The sequence below is a fragment of the Micromonospora sp. NPDC092111 genome (assembly GCF_044755745.1).
Lineage (GTDB): Bacteria > Actinomycetota > Actinomycetes > Mycobacteriales > Micromonosporaceae > Micromonospora.
Genome location: NZ_JBIVRQ010000001.1, coordinates 193,045 through 213,068, shown reverse-complemented (window position 1 = coordinate 213,068; position 20,024 = coordinate 193,045). Strand labels below are relative to the sequence as shown.

General features: G+C 74.2%; 18 protein-coding genes. 11 read left to right on the top strand and 7 right to left on the bottom strand.

The genetic code is table 11. From position 1 onward, the window contains the following. Positions 1 to 53: 53 nt before the first annotated feature. Genes ACIQG9_RS00935 through ACIQG9_RS00915 form a run of 5 tightly spaced genes read right to left on the bottom strand, consistent with a single transcriptional unit; the run spans position 54 to position 6,876 of the window. Positions 54 to 1,244, bottom strand: coding sequence for a Gfo/Idh/MocA family protein (locus tag ACIQG9_RS00935; RefSeq protein ID WP_400396862.1), 1,191 nt, complete (start codon positions 1,242 to 1,244; stop codon positions 54 to 56). Beyond that, a complete protein-coding gene (locus ACIQG9_RS00930) occupies positions 1,241 to 2,731 on the bottom strand; it encodes a mannitol dehydrogenase family protein (RefSeq protein ID WP_400396859.1) in 1,491 nt (496 codons plus the stop codon). The genes ACIQG9_RS00935 and ACIQG9_RS00930 overlap by 4 nt, the downstream gene beginning before the upstream one ends. After that, complete coding sequence (locus ACIQG9_RS00925; RefSeq protein ID WP_400396857.1) at positions 2,722 to 4,026, bottom strand: enolase C-terminal domain-like protein; 1,305 nt, start codon at positions 4,024 to 4,026, stop codon at positions 2,722 to 2,724. The genes ACIQG9_RS00930 and ACIQG9_RS00925 overlap by 10 nt, the downstream gene beginning before the upstream one ends. 55 nt (positions 4,027 to 4,081) lie before the next feature. Next, positions 4,082 to 5,509, bottom strand: a complete 1,428-nt coding sequence (uxaC, locus tag ACIQG9_RS00920) for a glucuronate isomerase (RefSeq protein WP_400396854.1) — start codon at positions 5,507 to 5,509, stop codon at positions 4,082 to 4,084. A 38-nt stretch (positions 5,510 to 5,547) separates the two neighbouring features. After that, complete coding sequence (locus tag ACIQG9_RS00915; RefSeq protein WP_400396851.1) at positions 5,548 to 6,876, bottom strand: Gfo/Idh/MocA family protein; 1,329 nt, start codon at positions 6,874 to 6,876, stop codon at positions 5,548 to 5,550. Between the two features lie 241 nt (positions 6,877 to 7,117). Here ACIQG9_RS00915 and ACIQG9_RS00910 point away from each other — a divergent pair, with 241 nt between their 5' ends. From ACIQG9_RS00910 to ACIQG9_RS00875, 8 genes are read left to right on the top strand one after another with little or no spacing between them, the layout of a single operon-like run. Beyond that, complete coding sequence (locus ACIQG9_RS00910; protein ID WP_400396849.1) at positions 7,118 to 8,236, top strand: LacI family DNA-binding transcriptional regulator; 1,119 nt, start codon at positions 7,118 to 7,120, stop codon at positions 8,234 to 8,236. A gap of 19 nt (positions 8,237 to 8,255) precedes the next feature. Further along, positions 8,256 to 9,599 carry an ABC transporter substrate-binding protein gene (locus ACIQG9_RS00905; RefSeq protein WP_400396846.1) on the top strand — a complete coding sequence of 448 codons (1,344 nt, stop codon included), beginning with the start codon at positions 8,256 to 8,258 and terminating at the stop codon, positions 9,597 to 9,599. A 34-nt stretch (positions 9,600 to 9,633) separates the two neighbouring features. Continuing rightward, the gene (locus ACIQG9_RS00900) at positions 9,634 to 10,611 is read left to right on the top strand and encodes a carbohydrate ABC transporter permease (RefSeq protein WP_400396844.1); all 978 of its coding nucleotides are present in this window, start codon (positions 9,634 to 9,636) and stop codon (positions 10,609 to 10,611) included. Further along, on the top strand, positions 10,611 to 11,492 hold the full coding sequence (locus ACIQG9_RS00895) for a carbohydrate ABC transporter permease (protein WP_400396841.1): 882 nt from the start codon (positions 10,611 to 10,613) through the stop codon (positions 11,490 to 11,492). Before ACIQG9_RS00900 ends, ACIQG9_RS00895 begins: the two co-directional genes overlap by 1 nt. Continuing rightward, positions 11,489 to 12,097, top strand: coding sequence for a hypothetical protein (locus tag ACIQG9_RS00890; protein WP_400396838.1), 609 nt, complete (start codon positions 11,489 to 11,491; stop codon positions 12,095 to 12,097). Before ACIQG9_RS00895 ends, ACIQG9_RS00890 begins: the two co-directional genes overlap by 4 nt. After that, a complete protein-coding gene (locus ACIQG9_RS00885) occupies positions 12,094 to 12,981 on the top strand; it encodes a PmoA family protein (RefSeq protein WP_400396835.1) in 888 nt (295 codons plus the stop codon). The genes ACIQG9_RS00890 and ACIQG9_RS00885 overlap by 4 nt, the downstream gene beginning before the upstream one ends. Beyond that, positions 12,978 to 14,012, top strand: a complete 1,035-nt coding sequence (locus ACIQG9_RS00880) for a sugar kinase (protein WP_400396832.1) — start codon at positions 12,978 to 12,980, stop codon at positions 14,010 to 14,012. Before ACIQG9_RS00885 ends, ACIQG9_RS00880 begins: the two co-directional genes overlap by 4 nt. Then, positions 14,009 to 14,617: a bifunctional 4-hydroxy-2-oxoglutarate aldolase/2-dehydro-3-deoxy-phosphogluconate aldolase gene (locus ACIQG9_RS00875; protein ID WP_400396830.1), complete on the top strand. Its 609-nt coding sequence runs from the start codon at positions 14,009 to 14,011 to the stop codon at positions 14,615 to 14,617. Before ACIQG9_RS00880 ends, ACIQG9_RS00875 begins: the two co-directional genes overlap by 4 nt. A 17-nt stretch (positions 14,618 to 14,634) precedes the next feature. Here the strand turns inward: ACIQG9_RS00875 and ACIQG9_RS00870 are convergent, their stop codons facing one another. Further along, entirely contained in the window at positions 14,635 to 15,651 is a 1,017-nt protein-coding gene (locus ACIQG9_RS00870; protein ID WP_400398748.1) for a LacI family DNA-binding transcriptional regulator, read from the bottom strand. A 155-nt stretch (positions 15,652 to 15,806) separates the two neighbouring features. On the opposite strand from ACIQG9_RS00870, the gene ACIQG9_RS00865 reads away from it, so the two are divergent. The 3 genes from ACIQG9_RS00865 (at position 15,807) to ACIQG9_RS00855 (ending at position 18,966) form a co-directional block, all read left to right on the top strand. Then, positions 15,807 to 16,958, top strand: a complete 1,152-nt coding sequence (locus ACIQG9_RS00865; RefSeq protein WP_400396827.1) for a Gfo/Idh/MocA family protein — start codon at positions 15,807 to 15,809, stop codon at positions 16,956 to 16,958. Next, positions 16,955 to 18,106: a dihydrodipicolinate synthase family protein gene (locus ACIQG9_RS00860; protein ID WP_400396824.1), complete on the top strand. Its 1,152-nt coding sequence runs from the start codon at positions 16,955 to 16,957 to the stop codon at positions 18,104 to 18,106. Before ACIQG9_RS00865 ends, ACIQG9_RS00860 begins: the two co-directional genes overlap by 4 nt. A 62-nt stretch (positions 18,107 to 18,168) precedes the next feature. Beyond that, a complete protein-coding gene (locus tag ACIQG9_RS00855) occupies positions 18,169 to 18,966 on the top strand; it encodes a sugar phosphate isomerase/epimerase family protein (protein WP_400398747.1) in 798 nt (265 codons plus the stop codon). A gap of 197 nt (positions 18,967 to 19,163) precedes the next feature. Here the strand turns inward: ACIQG9_RS00855 and ACIQG9_RS00850 are convergent, their stop codons facing one another. Next, entirely contained in the window at positions 19,164 to 19,919 is a 756-nt protein-coding gene (locus tag ACIQG9_RS00850) for a hypothetical protein (RefSeq protein WP_400396821.1), read from the bottom strand. Positions 19,920 to 20,024: the final 105 nt, after the last annotated feature.

Sequence of the window (20,024 nt, the reverse complement as noted above, 5' to 3'; positions counted from 1 at the left end):
GTCGCCCGTCGTGTGCAGTGGGTTTTCCGTGGCCCGTGGCCGGCTCGCCCGGGTCAGCCGTCCTCCTCCGTCGCCAGCTCCGCGCGTACCGGCGGCACCGCCCACGGCACCGCCAACTCCGACAGCACCGCCCCCTGCTCGGCCGCCCGACGCAGGGCCGCGTTCACCCCGGGTACGCTGACCACCCGCTCCGGGCCGTTGCCGGTCATCGACACCAGGTCACCGTCGAGCAGGGTCGGCTCGGGCGCCCGCCGCACCGCCTCCAGCACGGCGGTGAACGGCGCGGTCCGGGCCAGCGGGGCGATCAGCGGCACCCCGGCCGGGTCGGCCCGGTGCGCCAGCAGGTTCTCCAGCAGGCCGCGCCGCCCCGGCACCACCCGGGGCTCCGGGTCCCCCGGCAGCGACAGCCGGTCGGTCGGGTACTCCAGCACCGCCCGGCCGGCGGTGCCGGTCACGATCACCTCACCGGCGACGAAGTCCTCGCCGGCCAGGGTCACCGCCGCCACGATCGGCGGCCCACCGGGGGTGACGATCCGCACGGTGGCGGTGTCGTCGACCTCGATCGGCCGGACCCGGTACCGCTCCAGCTCGATCCCGGTCGGGCGGACCGGCGCGCCGGCCACCGTCTCGGCCACCGCCAGGCACTGCATCACCGCGTGGGCGAGCGGGTTGGCCAGCGCGCCGTCCAGCACCGGGCGACCGTCCAGGGTGCGCCGGCCGGCCCAGGGCGACCGGGCGTAGTAGCCGTCCGGCCGCTGCCAGGCGGCGACCGTGGCGATGCCGGTGACCGTGCCGAGCCGGCCCTGCCCGACGGCGGCCGACAGCTCGGCCAGCGCCGCCGAGCCGAGCGCCTGGAAGCCCACCTGGCAGGCCCGGCCGCCGGCGGCCAGTGCCCCGGCCAGCGTCCGGTGCTCGGCCATCGAGAGCACCGGCGGCTTCTCCAGCAGCAGATCCGCGCCGGCGGCGAGGGCGTCCAGCGCGATCGGCAGGTGGGTGTGCGGCGGGGTGCACACGATCACCACGTCCGGCCGGGCGACGGCCAGCATCTCCCGGTGATCGGTGTACACGCCGACCCCGGGCGGGACCGGCGCGGCCGGCTCGTCCTCGATCGGCCGGACGTCGACCAGCGCCACCAGCCGCAGTCGCCCCGCCGCGTGCAGCGGGGCGACCGTCCGGCGGTGCCAGCGGCCGTGCCCGTTCGCGCCGACGATCGCCACCCGGGGCGCGGCGACCCGGCCGGTCACGCCGCACCCGCCAGGGTCGCCGCCACCCCGTGCGTACGTAGCGCGCCGAGCCAGCCGGCGACCTCGTCGCGGAACTCCTCGTCGGCGGCCAGCGCGGCCGGGAACACCTCGGGCAGGGCGAACAGCGCCTGCACCGTCCCGGCCGGGGTGCCCGGGGCGACGGCGAGCGCGGCCCCGATCCGTTCGGCCAGCGGGTCGTCCAGCGGCAGTGACCCGCCGTCGTCGGCCCGCCCGTCGAGGAACCGCAGCCAGGCCGCCACGACCAGCGCCGTCCAGTGCGCCGACCGGCCCTGCGCGCGCAGGTCGGCGGCGGTGTGCAGGACCCGCTGCGGCAGTTTCTGCGAGCCGTCCATCGCCACCTGGAGGGTCCGGTGCCGGATCGCCGGGTTGGCGAACCGGGTCAGCACCTGGTCACCGTAGTCGGTGACCCGGACGCCGTCCGGCGGGGTGAAGCTGGCCGCCACGTCGTCGGCGACGAACCGGCGCAGCACCCCGGCCAGGCCGGGCAGCGCCAGCGCGTCCGCGATCGTCTCCCGGCCGGCCACCGCCCCCAGGTACGCCACCGCCGAGTGCACGCCGTTGAGGCCGCGCAGCTTCAGCCGCTCCCACGGGCCGGCGTCGGCGGTGAGCACCGCGCCCGCCCGCTCCCACTGCGGCCGTCCGGCGGGGAAGTCGTCCTCCACCACCCACTGGCGGTACGGCTCGGCGGCCACCGCCGCCAGGTCGTCCACGCCCAGCGCGGTGCGGGCGGTGGCCAGCGTCTCGGCGGTGCTGGCCGGGACGATCCGGTCCACCATCGTCCCCGGGTAGCTCACCTCGGCGGCCAGCCGGCCCAGGGTGCTGTCCGACGCCCCGGCCAGGGCCAGCGACTGCTGCACCAGCCCGCGCAGCCGGCGTCCGTTGGCGGGCAGGTTGTCGCAGCTCACCAGGGCGATCGGCCCGGCCTGCGCGGCGGCCCGGGCGAGCAGCCCGCGGACCAGCAGGCCGGGCACGGTCACCGGGGGCCGGTCGGTGGTCAGGTCGAGGGTCAGCTCCTCCTCGGCCCGCAGCACACCGCTGACCGGGTCGAGCTGGTACGCCTTCTCGGTGACCGTCAGCGTCACCACCCGGATCGCCGGGTCGGCGAGCAGCCCGACCACCGCCGCCGGATCGCTGGCCGCGTGCCGCACCCCGGCCAGCGACCCGACCACCCGGGTCTCGGACCGGTCGGCGGCCAGCGTGGTGACGCTGAACAGCCCGTCCTGCGCCGCGAGGGCCTCGACCAGCGTGGTGCTGCGCGGGGCGACCCCGACGATGCCCCAGTCGCCGCCGGCCGCGCCCATCGCCACCTCGGTGTAGACCGCCTGGTGGGCCCGGTGGAACGCGCCCAGCCCCAGGTGGACGATGCCGGCCGGCACCGTTCCCGGGCGGACCAGCGGCCGGCACTGCTCGGGCAGCCGGCGCAGGGTGGCCAGGCCCAGCCGGTCGGTGCCCACGCTCACCGCCACGCCGGGCCGTCCGGGAAGCGGAACCGCGCGATGGACTCCGGCCGCATGGTGGCGCTGTAGCCGGCGGCGGTGGGCAGCAGGTAGCGGCCACCCCGGGTACGGACCGGATCGACGAAGTGCTCGTGCAGGTGGTCAACGTACTCGACCATCCGCCCGTCCAGGCTGGTGCCGACCCGCAGGAAGTCGAAGACCGCCAGGTGCTGCACGTACTCGCAGAGGCCCACGCCCCCGGCGTGCGGGCAGATCGGCACCCCGAACTTCGCCGCCAGCAGGATCTCCGCCAGCACCTCGTTGACCCCGCCGACCCGGCAGGCGTCGATCTGCATCACGCCGATCGCCTCGGCCTGGAGGAGCTGCTTGAAGATCACCCGGTTGGCGGCCACCTCACCGGTGGCGACCCGGCACCGGCCGCCGGTCTGCGCGGTCACCGCGCGGGCGATCCGGGCGTGGCCGAGGATGTCGTCGGCGTGCGTCGGCTCCTCGATCCAGTACGGGTCCACCTCGGCCAGCGCGGCCATGTTGGTGATCGCCTCGTCGACGTCCCAGACCTGGTTGGCGTCCATCATCAGCAGCGCGTCCGGGCCGATCTCGGCCCGGATGATCCGGGCCCGGCGCAGGTCGTCGGCGGGCGGGCCGCCGACCTTCATCTTCATCGCCCGCCACCCCTGGGCGTACGCCTCGCGGGTCAGCGCCCGGACCTTCTCGTCCGGATACCCCAACCACCCGACCGACGTGGTGTACGACGGAAAGCCACTCTGCTCAAGCTCCGCGAGCCGTTCCGCCCCGCCGACCAGTCCCTTGTCGAGGATGGTGGCCGCCTCGTCCGGGGTGATCGCGTCGGTGATGTGGTGGAAGTCGACGCTGGCGACCAGTTCGTCGGTGGGCAGCTCGGCGAGGAACCGCCACATCGGCTTGCCGGCGAGCTTGGCCCGCAGGTCCCAGACCGCGTTGACCAGCGCCCCGGTGGCCATGTGGATGACCCCCTTCTCCGGGCCCAGCCAGCGGAGCTGCACGTCGGCCACCAGTGAGCGCCAGAACGCCACCGGTTCGGCGGCGATCCCGGCCACCGTCCGGCCCCGGACGTGGTGCTCCAGCGCGCGGACCGCCGCGCAGGTCAGCTCGTTGCCCCGGCCGTTGGTGAAGGTGAACCCGGCGCCGGTCGGACCGGCGTCGGTGCGCAGCTCCACGTAGGTAGCCGAGTAGTCGCCCCGGTTGATCGCGTCGGAGCCGTCGCCGGCCGCCGCGGTGGGGAACCGGACGTCGTGCACCTCGACGTCGGTGATGGTGACGCTCACTGCGCTGTCCCTTCGTTCGCGACCGCGGTGTTCCGCTGCGCTGCGCTGCGCCCGCTCACCGGGAGACCGCACCGAATCGGAAGACCTTCTTCGGCAGCCGGTACGCCAGGTCGACCACCGTCTCGGCGGCCTCGTCCTCGGTCAGCCGGTGCTCGGCGACCAGGCGGGCCAGGAAACCGGCGTCGATCCGGCGGGCCACGTCGTGGCGTACCGGGATGGAGCAGAACGCGCGGGTGTCGTCGACGAACCCGGCGGTGTTGTAGAAGCCGGCGGACTCGGTGACCGCCTCCCGGAACCGGCGCAGCACCTCGGGGGAGTCCAGGAACCACCAGGGCGCGCCGAGGTAGAGCGCGGCGTAACCGCCGGCGAGCGGGGCCAGCTCCCGGGTGAAGGTGTACTCGTCGAGGGTGTAGAGCACCACCCGCAGCCGGGGGTCGTTGCCGTGCGCGTCGAGCAGCGGGGCCAGCGCGTGCACGTACTCGGTGGCCTGCGGGACGTCCCCGCCGACGTCGCGGCCGTGGCTGGCGTACAGCCGGCGGTTGTGGTTGCGCACCGCGCCGGGGTGCAGTTGCAGCACCAGGCCGTCGTCGAGCGACATCCGGGCGAACTCGACCAGCATGTGCGCCCGGAACGCCTCGGCGTCGGTCGCGTCGGCCAGCCCGCGCCGGCCCCTGTCGTAGAGCGCCGCCGCCTCCCCGGGGGGCAGCACCAGGGTCCGCGCGGTGGGGTGGCCGTGGTCGGAGGAGGTCGCGCCGGCCGCGATGAACGCCGCCCGCCGCCGCCGCAGCGCCGCCAGGTAACCGGCGTACGTCCCGGTGTCCTCGCCGGCCACCTCGGCGAGCCGGTCGACGTTGTCCCGCCAGCCGTCGAACTCCATGTCGACCACGTTGTCCGGCCGGAAGGTGGTGACCACCCGACCGCCCGGGCCGCCCCACCCGTCGGCGGCGAGCTTGGCGTGCTGGCCCAGGTCGTCCAGGGGCGACTCGGTGGTGGCCAGCACCTCGATGTGGAACCGCTCGAACAGCGCCCGGGGCCGGAACTCCGGCTCGGCCAGCCGGGCGGCCAGCTCGTCGTAGACGGCGTCGGCGGTGGCCGGGGAGAGCGGGGTGGTCACCCCGAACACCTCGCTGAAGGTGCGCTCCAGCCACAGCCGGGACGGGGTGCCCCGGAACAGGTACCAGTGGTCGGCGAAGCGGCGCCAGATCGTCCGCCCGTCGGTCTCCACCGGGCTGCCGTCCACGCTGGGTACGCCCAGGTCGGCCGGGGGGACGCCCTGGCTGAGCAGCATCCGGGTGAGGTAGTGGTCGGGCACGATGAGCAGCCGGGCCGGGTCGGGGAACGGTCGGTCCTCGGCCAGCAGCGCCGGGTCGACGTGGCCGTGCGGCGAGATGATCGGCTGCGGCCCGGCCAGGGCGTACAGCCCGCGGGCCAGGGCCCGGACGCCCGGGTCGGTCGGTAGGAGCAGGTCAGGAGTGGTCGGCACGTCGGGGGACTCCTCGGGTGCGGGCGACGGTCGGCGGGTCAGGGCAGGGTGAGCAGGTCGGCGACGCGGACCGGCTCGCCGGTGTCGAAGGAACGGTTGGCGGCCAGGCCGGTGAGCAGGGCGAGCGCGCCGTCGCGGGCGGTGGCGGCCCGGCCCAGCGGGTCCGGCTCGCCGCCGAAGAGCACCCGGGTCATCCGGGCGTCCGCGCCGCCGTGGCCCTGCCGGGTGTAGCCCTCGACCGGGATCCGGCGGGGCGGTTCCCAGAACGGGCGCAGGGTGAGGGTGGCCTCGCCCTGCTCGGCGGCGGCCTCGTCGCCGTGCAGGGCGGCGCCCTTGAGCGCCCCGGCGGCGGCCGGGCTGACGAAGTCGCTCTCGGTGACCTCCAGTTCGAGCCGGCCCCGGCTGCCGTTGACCATCACCCGGTAGCCCTCCCAGGGCGCGTACGCGGTGAGGTGGTAGCTCATCGTCGCGCCGGTGGAGTAGCGGGCCAGCACGGCCATGTCGTCCTCGATGGTCACCCCGGGGGCGAAGACGTTGCGGTCCCGGTGGTAGCCGTCCTCGCCCTCGGCGTCGAGGTACAGCTCGCGCAGCCGGGGGTGCTCGGCCATCCGCAGGGCGAACGGGTCGTCGGCGGCGGCCGGGGCGTCGTGCGCCCGGTCGTAGTCGCGGGCGTACCCGTGCCGGCGGCCGTCGGCGCCGTAGAAGAAGAGCCGGCCGGCCGCGTACACCTCGACCGGGGTGGCGTCGAGCCACCAGTTGACCAGGTCGAAGTGGTGGCTGGCCTTGTGCACCATCAGCCCGCCGGAGGAGGACTTGTCCCGGTGCCAGCGGCGGAAGTAGTCGGCCCCGTGCCGCACGTCGAGCAGCCACTCGAAGTGCACCGAGCCGATCTCGCCGACCGCGCCGTCGGCGAGCAGCCGTCGGACCTGCTCGTGCAACGGGTTGTAGCGGTAGTTGAAGGCGACGGTGACCTGCCGGCCGGTCTCGGTGACCGCGTCCAGGATGCGCTGGCACCGGGCCGCGTCGACGGTCATCGGCTTCTCGGTGACCACGTCGCAGCCGGCCCGCAGGGCGGCCACGATGTACTCGTCGTGGGTGACGTCCACGCTGGTCACCAGCACCACGTCGACCCGTTCCTTGTCGAGCATGGCGGCGAAGTCGCCGGCCCGGTACGTCGGCACGGCCGGGTGGCCCAGCTCGGCCAGCCACCGGTTGTGCGCGTCCATCCGGGCCTGGTTGACGTCGGCGAAGGCGACCAGCTCGGCGGTGTCGGCGTGCTCGGTGACCAGGGACCGGACGAACATCTCGGCCCGGGCCCCGGTGCCGACCAGGGCGTGCCGCCGGCGGCGGCCGGCTGGTGGTGACATGGCGGTGGACCTCCCGCTCGCTGCAAAGGTTTGCAGTGAAGAAACCATGTCGATGAAGAAGACGTCAACGATCGATGGCAATCCCGTGGCATAGATCCCGTTCCGTGCGCTTACGAGGGCATGATGGGAGCGCACCCGCAATAGAGCCGTAACAGACTCCCGTTGACAGTGGAGCAACCGTTTGCATTAATTGGCGGCACCCACGTGACCTCAACCACACCATCGACGAGGGGGCCCGCTCGTGCCAGCCACCATCCGCGACGTCGCGCGGGCCTCGGGCGTGCACATCTCCACGGTGTCCCGCACCTTCTCGGCACCGCACCTGGTCAACCCGGAGACCCGGGTCCGGGTGCTGGCCTGCGCCGAGGACCTCGGCTACCGGCCCAACCGGGCCGCCCGCGCCCTGATCACCGGGCGGACGCACAACATCGGCCTGATCATCGCCGACATCGCCAACCCGTTCTTCCCGCCGCTGATCAAGGCGGCCGAGGGGCAGGCCCGGCACCGCGACTACCACGTCTTCGTGGCCGACACCAACGAGGACCCGGCCGCCGAGGAGGAGCTGGTCCACGCGCTGGCCAAGCAGGTGGACGGGGTGCTGCTGTGCAGCCCCCGGATGAGCAACAGCCTGATCGAGCAGGTCAGCCGGGAGGTCCCGGTGGTGGTGATAAACCGCCAGGTGACCGGCCTGCCCTGCGTGATGATGGACGTCGGCCAGGGAGCCCGGGCCGCGATCGAGCACCTGCTCGGTCTCGGTCACCGGCAGCTCGCCCTGCTCGGCGGACCACGCGGCTCCTGGACCAATCGTGAGATGCGCCGGGTGGCCGGGGCCGCCGCCCGGGCCGGCGGGGCCGAGCTGACCGTGCTCGGGCCGAACCCGCCCACCGAGACCGGCGGCAGCGCGCTGGCCGAGCAGGTGCGCCGCAGCGGCGTCACCGCCGTGCTCGCCTACAACGACCTGATGGCGATCGGGCTGATCGAGGGGCTCGACCAGCTCGGCATCCGGGTGCCGCAGGACGTCAGCGTCGTCGGGGTCGACGACATCTCGCTGAGCCGGCTCACCCGCCCCAAGTTGACGACGGTGGCCACGCCGACCGCGGCCGCCGGCCGGACGGCCGTCGACATGCTGCTGCAGTACGACTCCGAACCCCGCCCGCGCGGCGGGGGACGGGCAGCGGCCGTCGGCGACCGTCGTACCACCGCACAGGTAATGCTCCAGACCGAACTGGTCATTCGCGACTCGACCGGACCCGTGCCCGGTCGACCCCGTCCCGGCTCCGCAACGGATGGCCCGGGCCCGCATCGCCTTGCGGACCCGGGCGGCCCGACCGCGACCACCGGTGGCGTCGTCGCCTCCTAACGCCGAGGAGTGAGCGCAGATGCACCCCGCTACGTCCCCCACCGCCGGCACGCCGGCCGAACCGCACCACCGTACCCCCGCCCCCCGCCGTCGATTCCTGCGCGGCCTGGTCGCCGCCGCCGTCGCCGTACCGCTGATCTTCGGCGCGGCGGCCTGCGGTGACGACGACTCCGCCGGTGCCGACGGCAAGGTCAAGCTCTCCGTCTTCTGGTGGGGCGGTGAGGCGCGGGCCAAGCTCACCGAGGACGCCCTCGCCCTCTACACCAAGAAGCACCCGAACGTGACGTTCGAGAAGACCTGGCAGGCCAACCAGGGCTACTTCGACAAGCTGGCCACCCTCACCGCCGGCGGCAACCCGCCGGACCTGTTCCAGATCGACGACAACTACCTGTCCGAGTACGCCGGCCGCAGCACCGTGCTCGACCTCAAGAGCTACCAGGACTCCGGCAAGCTCGACGTGTCGAAGTTCCCGAAGAGCCTGCTGGAGTACGGCGTCGTCGACGGCAAGCTCGCCGGGGTGGCCGCCGGGGAGAACACCCAGGGCCTGGTCTACAACAAGACCCTGCTGACCAAGAACGGCCTGCCCGAGCCGACCACCGGCCAGAGCTGGGAGGAGCACATCGCCTGGGCCGAGCAGGTGACCAGGAAGACCAAGGTCCCGGGCACCATGGACGCCAGCGCCGTGGACAAGGCCTTCTGGGTGTGGCTGCGGCAGCAGGGCAAGGACCTCTACAAGGGCAACGAACTCGGCTTCACCGTCGAGGACGTGACGAAGTGGTTCGAGCTGTGGAAGGGCGCCCGGGACCGGGGCGCCACCCCCACCGCCGACGTGATCCACGAGGGCAACGCCACCGACATCACCAAGCAGCTCGTGGTCACCGGCAAGGCCGCCACCTCCTGGGTCTGGGTCAACCAGATGCCGGACCTGAAGAAGAACACCAAGGACGAGCTGGGTGTGGTGGCCTACCCGGGTGACCCGAGCGCCCAGTGGGCCCGGGCCTCGATGTACTGGTCGGTGTTCAAGAGCAGCAAGCACCGCGACACGGCGGTCGACGTGATCAACTTCCTGCTCAACGACCCGGAGGCGGTGGCGCTGCTCGGCACCGACCGGGGCCTGCCGTCCAACATGGACCTGCGGGCCAAGGTCAGCGAGACGGTGACCGACCCGGCGATGAAGCAGTCCATCCAGGTCGAGTCCGAGCTGGCGCAGAAGTTCGGCCAGTCGCCGCAGGTGCCGATCAAGGGACACAGCAAGGTCAAGTCCGAGCTGGTCAAGGCCGCCGAGAACGTCCAGTACAAGCGGGCCACGCCGGCTGCGGCGGCCGAACAGTTCGTCGCGGCCTGCAAGTCCGCGATCGCCTGACCGACCCTCGCGGTCGACGAAAGGAGCCGGCCCCGTGGCCCTCACCACGGCGCCCGGCCAGACCGGACGCACCGGTTCCGCCCGGCCCCACGCCAACCGGCGTCGGGCCGGGCGGGACCGGCACGCCGAAGGTCTGGCGGGTTACGTATTCCTGTCGCCCTGGCTCATCGGACTGATGGGCGTCACGGCGATCCCCATGCTGCTCTCGCTCTGGCTGAGCTTCACCAACTACGACATCCTCACCCCGCTGTCCGAGGTGGAGTGGGTCGGGCTGGCCAACTACGAGCGGATGTTCACCGCCGACCCGTCGTACTGGCACGCGGTCCGGGTGACGCTGACCTTCGCCCTGGTGGCGGTGCCGCTGAAGCTGGCCGCCGCGCTCGGCGTGGCGCTGCTGCTCAACAAGGCGTGGCGGGGCGTGGGCCTGTTCCGGGCGCTGTTCTACCTGCCGTCGCTGCTCGGCGGCAGCGTCGCGCTGGCCATCGTCTGGGTCAACATGTTCAACCGGGACGGCGCGTTCAACTCGTTCCTGGCGCTGTTCGGCATCGAGGGGCTGCCCTGGGTCAGCGACCCGGACTGGGCCCTGCAGACCCTGATGGTGCTGGCCATCTGGCAGTTCGGCGCCCCGATGGTGATCTTCCTGGCCGGGCTGAAGCAGGTACCCACCGAGCTGTACGAGGCCGCCTCCGTCGACGGGGCCAGCCGCTGGTCCCAGTTCTGGCACGTCACCCTGCCGATGCTCTCCCCGGTCATCTTCTTCAACCTGGTGCTGGAGACCATCAACGGTTTCCAGGGCTTCACCGCGGCCTTCGTGCTCAGCAACGGCACCGGCGGCCCGGTCGACTCCACCCTGATGTACACGCTGAAGCTGTACATCTCCGGCTTCACCGACCTGGAGATGGGCTACGCCTCCGCGATGGCCTGGGTGTTCCTGATCGCGATCGGTCTGATCACCGCGGTCTTCTTCAGCACCGGGCGGTTCTGGGTGCACTACTCCGACGGGGAGAAGTGATGGTGGCGGTGACCTCGACGGCGCGTCGAGCCGGAGCCCGCCGGCCGGGCGGCCGGCAGGCGCTGCGCCTGCTCGTCCTGATCGTGATCGTGGCGGTGGTGCTGTATCCGCTGCTGTGGATGCTGGGCACCTCGGTCAAGTCGCAGGAAGAGATCGTCAACAACATCGGCCTGCTGCCCGACACGTTCACCCCGGGCAACTTCACCGACGGCTGGCGCAACTTCGACATCAGCTTCGGCACGTTCTTCCTCAACAGCGCGATGGTCAGCCTGCTGACCGTGGTCGGCAACGCGGTCTCCTGCCTGCTCGCCGCGTACGCCCTCGCCCGGCTGCGGTTCCGGCTGCGCGGGGTCTGGTTCGCCGTCATGATCGGCACCCTGCTGCTGCCCGGCCACGTGCTGATCGTGCCGCAGTACATCCTGTTCCGCAGCCTGGGCCTGGTCGGCGGGGACTGGCCCTACCTGCCGCTGCTCATCCCGCAGTTCCTGGCCACCGAGGCGTTCTTCGTGTTCCTCATGGTGCAGTTCATGCGGGGCATCCCGCGCGAGCTGGACGAGGCCGCCAAGATCGACGGGGCCAGCCCGTACGGCATCTTCCGGCACGTCATCCTGCCGCTGAGCCGCCCGGCGCTGGTCACCACCGCGATCTTCTCGTTCATCTGGACCTGGAACGACTTCTTCCGCCAACTGGTCTTCCTGTCCAGCCTGGACGACTACACGGTGCCGGTGGCGCTGACCCTGTTCATCGACTCGACCAGCCAGAGCGCGGTCGGCCCGATGTTCGCCATGTCGGTGCTGTCGCTGCTGCCGGTGTTCCTGTTCTTCCTGGCCTTCCAGCGGATGCTGGTCGAGGGCATCAACACCAGCGGGTTGAAGGGATGACCGCCGAGCGCCCCCGCCGGGACTGGCGGGACACCCTGCGCGACGCCACCGACCTGGCGCTGCTCGGTTTCGTGGTGGCGCTGGCCGCGCTGCCGGTGCTCACCGTCGCCCCGGCCCTGGCCACCGCCAGCGCCGCCCTGCACGACCGGACCACCCTCGGCGGCTGGCCGGACCTGCGTACCTCGCTGGCCCGGTTCGGCCGGGCACTGCCTGCCGGCCTGGCGGTCAGCGCCGTCGCGTTGGCCGTCGCGGTCGCGCTCAGCGTCGACCTGGTCGCGCTGGCCACCGGGCGGGTGCCCGGCGGCGGTGCCGCGCTGGCCGGCACCGTCGCGGTCACCGCCGCCCTGCTCGGGTACGCCGGGCTGACCGTGGTCGCGGTCGGCGCCACCGGTGGGCGGGGCTGGCGGGACGCGGCCCGCGCCGCCGCCCGCACCGGCCTGGACCGGCCGGGCACCTGGGCGGCGGCCAGCGGGGTGTGCGCCGTCGCCGGCCTGCTCGGGGTGCTGGTCACCCCCGTGGCGGTGCCGATCCTCGCCGGCTACACGGTGGCCGCCCTGCACGCGGTGACCGCCCGCCGGCCCGTCGTCCGGGCGGAGCTGTCGTGACCGGCGACCCGGCCCGGCCCGGAGTGGTCGACGCCGGCGGGGACGACCCTCGGCTGACCGTCGGCGACGTCGAGGTCGCCCGGTACGTGCTGCGTCCCGAACTGGCACCCCGGCACGGGCCCCGGCCCTACCTGCACCCGGTGCGCACCCTGGCCGGCACCCCGGTCACCGACGCCCTGCCCGCCGACCACGTCTGGCACCTCGGGGCGTCCCTGGCCGTGCAGGACGTCGACGGCACCAACCTCTGGGGTGGCCGGACGTACGTCCGGGGCACCGGCTACACCTGGCGCGACGACCACGGCGTGATCGCCCACACCGACTGGCTCGACCGGGCCCCGGACCGGCTGGAACACGCGCTGCAGTGGCGGGACCGCGACGCCCGGGTGCTGCTCACCGAGCGCCGCCGGCTCGCCGCGACCCCGGTGACACCGGACGCCTGGAGTTTGGCCGTCGACTACACCCTCACCGCCCCGGCGGGGCGGGACGTCCACCTGGGCAGCCCGGCCACCAACGGCCGCCCCGGCGGGGCCGGCTACGGCGGGTTCTTCTGGCGGGCGGTGGCCGACGGTGAGCCGGCGACGTTCACCGCCGACGGCGACGGCGAGGAGGCGGCCAACGGCAGCGCCGGCCGGTGGGTCGCGCTGACCGCCGTCGCGCCGGGCGGTGGGGCGTACACCCTGGTCTTCACCGGGCTCGGCCCCGACGACCGGTGGTTCGTGCGGACCGCGATGTACCCGGGCGTCTGTGTGGCCTTCGCCTTCGACCGGCCGGCCGTGGTGCCGGCCGGCGGGCAGCGGGTCGGCCGGCACCGGGTGCTGGTGGCCGACGGGGTACGGGACCGGGCCGGCGTGACCGCCCTGCTCGCCGCCGTGGAGCCGGCGTGACCGGCGACCGGCCGGCCGCCACGCCCGCCGGTCCGGAGGTGGTCACCGTCGGTGAGTCGATGGTGGTGCTGAGCCCGGACCCGGCGGGGTCGCTGGAGCGGGCCGACCGGCTCGGCGTCTCGGTCGGCGGCGCCGAGTCCAACGTGGCCACCGGGCTCGCCGGGCTCGGCCACCGGGCCGGCTGGGTGAGCCGGGTCGGCGACGACCCGTTCGGGCGGCGGGTGCTGCGGCACGTCGCCGCCGCCGGGGTGGACACCTCCCTGGTCAGCGTCGACCCGGACGCGCCGACGGGCGTCTACCTGAAGGACCCGTCCCCGGGGGGCACCGCCGTGCACTACTACCGGGCCGGATCGGCGGCCTCCCGGCTCGGCCCGCAGGTGCTGGACGACCCGGGGTTGGCCGGGGTCCGGCTGCTGCACCTGTCCGGGGTGACCGCCGCGCTCTCGCCGTCCTGCGCGGCGCTGGTGCGACGGGCGGTCACCGACCGGCCGCTGCCCGCCGCCCGGGTCAGCTTCGACGTCAACCACCGGGCCCGGCTCTGGCCGGCCGACGTCGCCGCGCCGGTGCTGCGCCGGCTCGCCGACCGGGCCGACGTGGTCCTGGTCGGGTTGGACGAGGCACGCGCCCTGTGGGGCGTCGCCGACCCGGGCGCGGTCCGCGACCTGCTGCCCGGACCGGAACTCGTGGTGGTCAAGGACGCCGAGGTCGGCGCCACCGCGTTGCCCCGGACCGGCCCGGCCGTCTTCGTGCCCGCGCTGCGGGTGCCGGTGCGCGAGCCGGTCGGGGCGGGCGACGCCTTCGCCGCCGGGTACCTGTCGGGGCTGCTGCGCGGGCTCGACCCGCAGCGCTGCCTGCGGCTCGGCCACCTCTGCGCGGCGCCCACCCTGACCGTGCCCGGGGACACCGCCCCGCCGCCGGGACGGGCGCTCGCCGACCGGCTGGCAGCGCTGCCCGGCGACGAGTGGGCCCGCCTGGATCTCGCCGACGCCGGCCTGCTCGCCGGCCCCCTCCCCGGAAGGAACGATCGATGACCGCGCACGACTTCGCACCGATCTTCGACACCGCGCGGGTGATGGTGATCCTGCGCGACCTGCCCCCGGCGGAGACCGTCCGGCTGGCCGAACGGGCCTGGGACCTCGGCATCGACGTGGTCGAGGTGCCGATCCGCACCCCGGACGCCGTGCTCGCCCTGCGGGCCACGGTGCAGGCCGGCGCGGAGCGGGGCCGGCTGGTCGGCGCCGGCACGGTCCGCACCCCGGCCCAGGTACGACAGGCCGCCAGCGCCGGGGCGGCCTTCACCGTCGCCCCCGGGCTGGATCTGGCGGTGGCCGACGCGGCGGTCAGCTACGGCATCCCGCACCTGCCCGGGGTGGCCACCCCCACCGAGGCGCAGCACGCCCTCGACCACGGGCTGGTCTGGCTGAAGGCGTTCCCGGCGGTCAGCCTCGGTCCGCAGTGGTTCAGGGCGGTGGCCGGTCCGCTGCCGGAGCTGCGCTTCGTGGCGACCGGCGGGATCGACGCGGGCAACGCCGGTGACTTCCTCGCCGCCGGGGTGCGGGTGGTGGCGGTGGGTTCGGCGCTGTCCGACCCCCGGCAGATCGACCGGCTCGCCGAACTGGCCACGACGCCGGCCTGAACCGGATGTCCGGGCGGTCAGGCCGGGGCGGGCCCGAGGCTGTCCCGGACGACCAGGGTGGCCGGCAGCACCTCGACCCGGGGAAGGTCGGCGGCCGGGCCGAGGGCCAGGGTCATCGCCCGGGCGCCCAACTCCACCAGGGGCAGCCGGACGGTGGTCAGCGCCGGGGTGACGTCGGCGGCGACCGGCATGTCGTCGAAGCCCACTACGGAGACCTGCTCGGGGACCCGGACGTCGCGGGCCCGCAGCAGGGTGAGCGCGCCGACGGCCATCGAGTCGTTCAGGGCCACCAGCGCGGTCAGCCCCGGCGCGGTGTCCAGCAGCTCGCCGGCTGCCCGCGCGCCGCCGTCGCGGTCGAAGTCGGCGTACCGGATCCGCTCCTCGGGCAGCGGGTGGCCGCCGGCGGCGAGGGCGGCGCGCAGCCCGTCGAGCCGGTCGGTGATGGTGGTCAGCACCCGTGGGCCGGCGACCACCCCGATCCGGGTGTGGCCCTGGCGCAGCAACTCCTCGCCGAGCAGCCGGGCGCCGTCGGCGTTGGCCGGCATCACCGCGTCGCCGGGGTGCTCGTGCCGGCCGACCACCGCCACCCGGCCGCCGGTCGCCTCGTAGGCGGCCAGCTTCTCGGCGAGGCGGCCGGTGAAGGTGGCGTCGTGGTAGCCGGAGCCGGCCAGCACGATCGCGGCGACCTGCTGGGCGCGGAGCAGTTCCACGTACTCCAGCTCACGCTCCGGGTCGCGGTAGCTGTTGCAGATGATGACCAGCCGGCCGTGGTCGGTGGCCACCCGTTGCAGCCCCCGGGTCAGCTCGGCGAAGTACGGGTCGGAGACGTCGTGCACCACCACGCCGACCACGCTGCGCTGCGGCCGGGCCAGGAGCTGGGCGTGCGCGTTCGGTACGTAGCGCAGGTCGGCGACCGCCCGCAGCACCCGTTCGCGCAGCTCGTCGGCGACCGGCTTGCTGCTGCCGTTGATCACCCGGGACGCGGTGGCGGGGGAGACCCCGGCGCGGCGGGCGACATCGGCCAGCGTCGCCATGGGCACCCCCGAAAAGTGTCCGGCCCGGTGCGGGCCGCGCGGTAGCGGACAGGTTACCGCAACGGTCGGGCGCAGCCCTCTTGCCGTGCGGTCGAGCCGCCGCCTAGGCTGCCAGGAAAGCGCTTACCTATAGTGTCAGGAACGGAAGGACGACCATGACCCGAAGGTCGATCGGCATCATCGTCAACGGCGTCACCGGTCGGATGGGGTACCGCCAGCACCTGGTCCGGTCCCTGCTCGCGCTCCGCGAGCAGGGCGGTCTCGCGCTGCCCGACGGCACCCGGATCTGGCCCGAGCCGATCCTGGTCGGTCGGGACGAGACCCGGCTACGGGCGGTCGCCGAGCGGCACGGGCTCACCGACTGGACCACCGACCTCACCGCCGCGCTGGCCCGCGACGACGCGGAGATCTACTTCGACGCCCAGGTGACCCAGCAGCGGGAGAAGGCGATCCGGCAGGCGATCGAGGCCGGCAAGCACATCTACACCGAGAAGCCGCTCGCCGAGTCCAGTGCCGCCGCGCTGGAACTGGCCCGGGCCGCCGACGCCGCCGGCATCCGCACCGGCGTGGTACAGGACAAGCTCTTCCTGCCCGGGCTGCGCAAGCTCAAGCGGCTGATCGACGGCGGCTTCTTCGGCCGGATCCTCTCCGTACGCGGCGAGTTCGGCTACTGGGTCTTCGAGGGCGACTGGCAGCCCGCCCAACGTCCGTCCTGGAACTACCGGTCCGAGGACGGCGGCGGCATCGTGATGGACATGTTCCCGCACTGGCAGTACGTGCTGGAGGAGCTGTTCGCCCCGGTGCGGGCGGTCACCTGCGTCGCCGCCACCCACGTCCCGCAGCGGGTCGACGAGGCCGGCCGGCCGTACCCGGCCACCGCCGACGACGCCGCGTACGGCATCTTCGAACTCGACGGCGGGGTCGTCGCCGCGCTCAACTCCTCCTGGTGCACCCGGGTGCACCGCGACGAACTGGTCGAGTTCCACGTCGACGGCACCGAGGGCAGCGCCGTCGCCGGGCTGCGTCGCTGCCGGGCGCAGCACCGGGCGGTCACCCCGAAGCCGGTCTGGAACCCGGACCTGCCGGCCACCGAGGACTTCCGGGCACAGTGGACCGAGGTGCCCGACAACGAGGAGTTCGACAACGGCTTCAAGGTGCAGTGGGAGGCGTTTTTGCGGCACGTCGTCACCGGCGCGCCGTTCGCCTGGGACTTCCTGGCCGGCGCGCGCGGCGTGCAGCTCGCCGAGCTGGGGCTGCGCTCCGCGCGGGAAGGCCGCCGCGTCGAGGTGCCGGAGCTGTCCCGGTGACCGCCACCGTCCGGCTGCCCGGGGGCGCGGTGCACCGGCTGCGCGGGGACGGCGGCCTCGACCGTCCCGCCACCCCGCCGACCAGCCGGGTGGCGTACGCCGCCGCGCACGTGGTGGCCGACCCCGGGGCGGAGAACACCCCGGGCGCCCCGGCGGCCGTCGACTGGGAGCGCACCCTGGCCTTCCGGCGTCACCTCTGGTCGTACGGGCTGGGGGTGGCCGAGGCGATGGACACCGCGCAGCGCGGCGCGGGCCTGGACTACCCGGCCACCCGGGAGCTGATCCGGCGCAGCGCCGCCGAGGCCCGCACGGCGGGCGGACGGATCGTCGCCGGGGTCGCCACCGACCAGCTCCCGCCCGGCCCGGCGACGCTGGCCGAGGTGACCCGGGCGTACGACGAGCAACTCGCCGACGTCGCCGCCGCCGGCGCCCGGCCGGTGCTGATGTGCAGCCGACACCTGGCCGCCGCCGCCACCGGCCCCGACGACTACCTGCGGGTCTACGACGAGCTGCTCACCGCCGCCGACCAGCCGGTGGTGCTGCACTGGCTCGGCGACATGTTCGACCCGGCGTTGGCCGGCTACTGGGGCTCGACCGACCTGGACGAGGCCACCGAGACGGTGCTGCACCTGATCAAGGACCACCAGCGGAGCATCGACGGGATCAAGGTGTCCCTGCTCGACGCCGGGCGGGAGGTCGCGCTGCGCCGCCGGCTGCCCGCCGGGGTACGCCTCTACACCGGCGACGACTTCCACTACCCGGAGCTGATCCGGGGCGACGAACAGGGCCACTCCGACGCGCTGCTCGGCGTCTTCGCGGCCATCGCGCCGGCCGCCGCCACCGCGCTCGCCGCCCTCGACGCCGGTGACCTGGCCCGCTACGACGCGGTGTTCGCCCCGACCCTGCCGCTGGCCCGGCACCTGTTCGCCGCGCCCACCTGGTTCTACAAGACCGGCATCGTGTTCCTGGCCTGGCTGGCCGGGCACCAGGAGCACTTCACCATGCTGGCCGGGCAGCAGTCCGGCCGCTCCCCGGCCCACCTGGCCCGGCTGCTGGTGCTGGCCGACCAGGCCGGCTTGCTGCCGGACGCCGAGTTGGCCGCCGGGCGGGCCCGCGCGTACCTGACCGTGGCGGGGGTGACCCAGTGACCGCCCCCGCGGTGCCGACCGGCGGAGGCGGGGCGGCCGGCCGGGTCGTGCCGGCCGACGGGCTGGCCCGGTTCTCGTTCAACCAGGCCACCGCGAAGCACTGGCCGCTGGCCGACGTGGTGGCCGGCTGCGCGGCGGCCGGGGTGCCCGGCATCGGCCTGTGGCGGGAGCCGGTCCAGGAGTACGGCCTGGACCGGGCCGCCCGGCTGGTGCGCGACGCCGGACTCGCCGTCACCTCGCTCTGCCGGGGCGGTTTCTTCACCGCACCCGGCTGGCGGGACGAGAACCGGCGGGCGATCGAGGAGGCCGCCACCCTCGGCACCCGGGAACTGGTGCTGGTCTCCGGCGGGCTGCCGCCCGGCAGCCGGGACGTCGACGGGGCCCGCCGGCAGGTCGCCGACGCCATCGCCGCGCTCGCTCCGGAGGCGCGGGCGGCCGGGGTACGGCTGGCCATCGAGCCGCTGCACCCGATGTTCTGCGCCGACCGGTGCGTGGTCACCACCCTCGGCCAGGCGCTCGACATCGCCGAACAGTTCGACCCGGCGGTGGTCGGGGTGGTGGTCGACACGTACCACGTCTGGTGGGACGACACGGTGTACGCCCAGATCGCCCGGGCCGGTGACCGGATCGCCGCGTTCCAGGTGGCGGACTGGGTGACGCCGCTGCCCGAGGGGGTGCTGCTCGGCCGGGCGCTGCCCGGCGAGGGTTGCGTGGAGGTACGCCGACTGCGCGAGGCGGTCGACGCCGCCGGCTACACCGGCCCCGTCGAGGTCGAGGTCTTCCAGGCCGACCTGTGGTCCCGCCCCGGCCCCGACGTCCTCGCCGCCACCATCGCCTCCTACCTGGCCCACGTCCCCTGACCCACCCGGCCCCGCCGCTGACCCACCGACCCGGCCTGGCCCGGTGTGGCCGGTCTGGCCCGGTGTCTGGGGCTGGTGGTCCGGTGGCCGGCCTGGTCCGGTGGCCAGGCCGGTCGGGCCGGGTCAAGCCGGTCGGGCCGGGTCGGGCCGGGTCAGGCCGGTCGGGCCGGTGCGGAACCAGCTCGTGGTCGGTGGCGTCAGTGGGTGGACAGGGTGGTGGTGACGCGGAGGGCCTTGACGATGGCGGGGATGGAGCCGATCAGCAGGACCAGGCCCCAGATGATGGCCACGACGGCGAAGACCAGCGCGCCCACGTCGTCGAGGATGCTGACCACGATGACCGGCACCAGCCGGTGCAGGAACTCCAGCACGACCGTGCAGAGCAGGGTGGTCAGCACCAACAGGACCAGGCCCTTGTTCTGTAGGAAGCGGGGCTGGGCGAGCAGCAGCAGCCCGCCCCAGAGCAGCTTCAGCAGCAGCACCAGGCCGAGCAGCAGGCTGGCCTCGCCAACCGGGAAGAACCCCCACAGCGCCAGGTACGCCAGCGTGCCGAAGGGCACGGCCAGGAAGAGCGAGACCATCACCGACAGCTCCACGAAGGCGATCACCAGCAGCACCAGCGAGCCCAGGATCAGCAGGATCGAGAAGATCAGCGTGGCCACCCCCTGCACCCGTCCCTGCACCCGGTCCGGCAGCACCAGGCTCAGGCAGAACAGGCCGGTGGTCCAGAGCGCCACCACGTCGACCAGCGCCAGGTAGCCGGTGCCCCGGCCGGAGGGCTCGCTGATCCGGCCGACGTCGCCGACGTCCACGCCCAGGTCCTGGGCGCTGGTCAGCAGCGCCCCGCCCGCGTCGCCGCCCCCGGTGAGCAGCGACGACCCCAGCTCCAGGCCGACCACCAGCGCCACCGCGAGCAACGCCAGCAGCAGGAACGGTTTGCGCAGCTCACCCACGACGGGCCTCCTTCCGATCCAGCGTGGCCGTCGGGCCGGTGACCCCGTGCCCGGCGGTGGGCCCGGGTCGGATGGGGGGCCGGGTCGGGTGGCGGGCTGGCGGGG